The sequence below is a fragment of the Pseudomonadota bacterium genome (assembly GCA_010028905.1).
In the GTDB taxonomy this organism is placed as follows: domain Bacteria; phylum Vulcanimicrobiota; class Xenobia; order RGZZ01; family RGZZ01; genus RGZZ01.
Genome location: RGZZ01000772.1, coordinates 1 through 1,560, shown reverse-complemented (window position 1 = coordinate 1,560; position 1,560 = coordinate 1). Strand labels below are relative to the sequence as shown.

Sequence of the window (1,560 nt, the reverse complement as noted above, 5' to 3'; positions counted from 1 at the left end):
GCATGCCGCCGACAGGCTTGCTGTTCGGTTCCTTGGAGAATTTGCGCGTCGTGGACGTTGCGGCGTGCATCCGGCCAGATGCCAATCTCTCCCCATAGCCAGATGCCGATCTCCGATCATCTCCGCGGATCTCGTCGAGCGTCGAGGGAGAGACAGCGCGTAGCTCCGAAAGCGGAACGGTCGATCGGTTGCGTATGCCACCTCCCCAGTACCGCGGACTAGACGAGAGCACCGGCGACGCCGTGCTCGACGCCCCGCTCGTGCGCGGTCCCGGGCTCGGCGGTGTCGAATCGCTCGACGAGTAGTTGCTGCTGCCCGACGAGAAGTGTGAATGCTGGCAGCCGACGACCAAGGCGCTCTGTACGATCAGCTTGGAGCTGCTGAGCAGCGCCTTGAATGTCTGCGGGTAGACGGGCTTCGAGATGCACCCGTCGAAGCCCGCCCGCATGTACGCGGCCGAGTCGGTCGAGGTGGCGTTCCCGGTGCACGCGTAGATGCGCAGGCGCCGCCTGCCCGGCCGCTCCGCGAGCTCCCACTGCCGGTACAGCACGATCAGCTCGTCGCCCCTCATCTTGGGCATCTGGATGTCGACCAGAGCGAGGTCGAGTTCATCCGCGTTCAGCTTGAGCATCTCGAGGCCGCTCTCGCCGTCGCTCTCGAGCAGCACCCGGTGGCCCTGGTTCTCGAGCACATCGGCGGCGCCGAGCCGAATCATCTCGACGTCATCGATGATCGCGATGGTCTTGCAGCTCTTCTTGGGCTTCTCCCTTTCGCGCGTCTCCTTCTCCTTCTCTTGCGAGATGCCCTCGAGCAACGGGTCTTCCCGCGTGAATGCCATCTCAATCGAGCAGCGTGTACCCTCGCCTGCACGAGAGTCGATCTGGAACGTACCTCCGACGCTCTCGATCGACGAGATCACAATCGGCAGCCCGAGGCCCAAGCCCGACGCTCGGTTATCGCGCCCTTCGCGAACGCCACTCACGTACGCCTGGCGCGCGCGCTGGATCTCATCCTTGGTCATCCCGTAGCCCGTGTCGACAACCTGGGCGAGGAGCCACCCAAGAGGCCATCACACGTCATCCGATGCAATCCGAGGCCATACACCGTGGCCATCAGTGGCCATCAGTGGCCAACAGTGGCACTCACCTCGACCCTCACACGCACGTCGGTCGCGCTCAGTGACATGCCCCCCGTCGGTGAACTTGAGGGAGTTGGAGATCAAGTTGAGCAGCGCACGCACCAGGATCGAGCGCTGCCCCCATAACTTGGCGGGGATCATGTCGTCACAAACCGTCCGTAGCGCGACGGACGGTTTGTACAAGGATGACTTGCGTAGCATCTGCATGATCTCACCAACAGTCTCGTTGATGTGCAACTCGACGGATGCCTCCGCCGTGGCCGCCGCCTGCACCGACACGCTGCCCTGCAACTTCTCAAAGTCCCAGATGTTGGAGACGATGCACGTGATCAGCTCTGCGCAGGCGCCAACCTCTTCCTGCTTGTGCAGCACCACCTCCAGGCGCTCGGCACGGCGCGTCTTCTGCGCGAGCTCGACACCGA

General features: G+C 63.5%; 2 protein-coding genes. Both read right to left on the bottom strand.

The annotated features are described in order from the left end of the window. Positions 1 to 1,021, bottom strand: a 1,021-nt coding sequence (locus EB084_25150; GenBank protein NDD31552.1) for a hybrid sensor histidine kinase/response regulator, incomplete at its 3' end; no start/stop codon positions are given. 48 nt (positions 1,022 to 1,069) lie between these two features. Next, positions 1,070 to 1,560: hypothetical protein (locus tag EB084_25145; GenBank protein NDD31551.1), on the bottom strand; the 491-nt coding region annotated here is incomplete at its 5' end.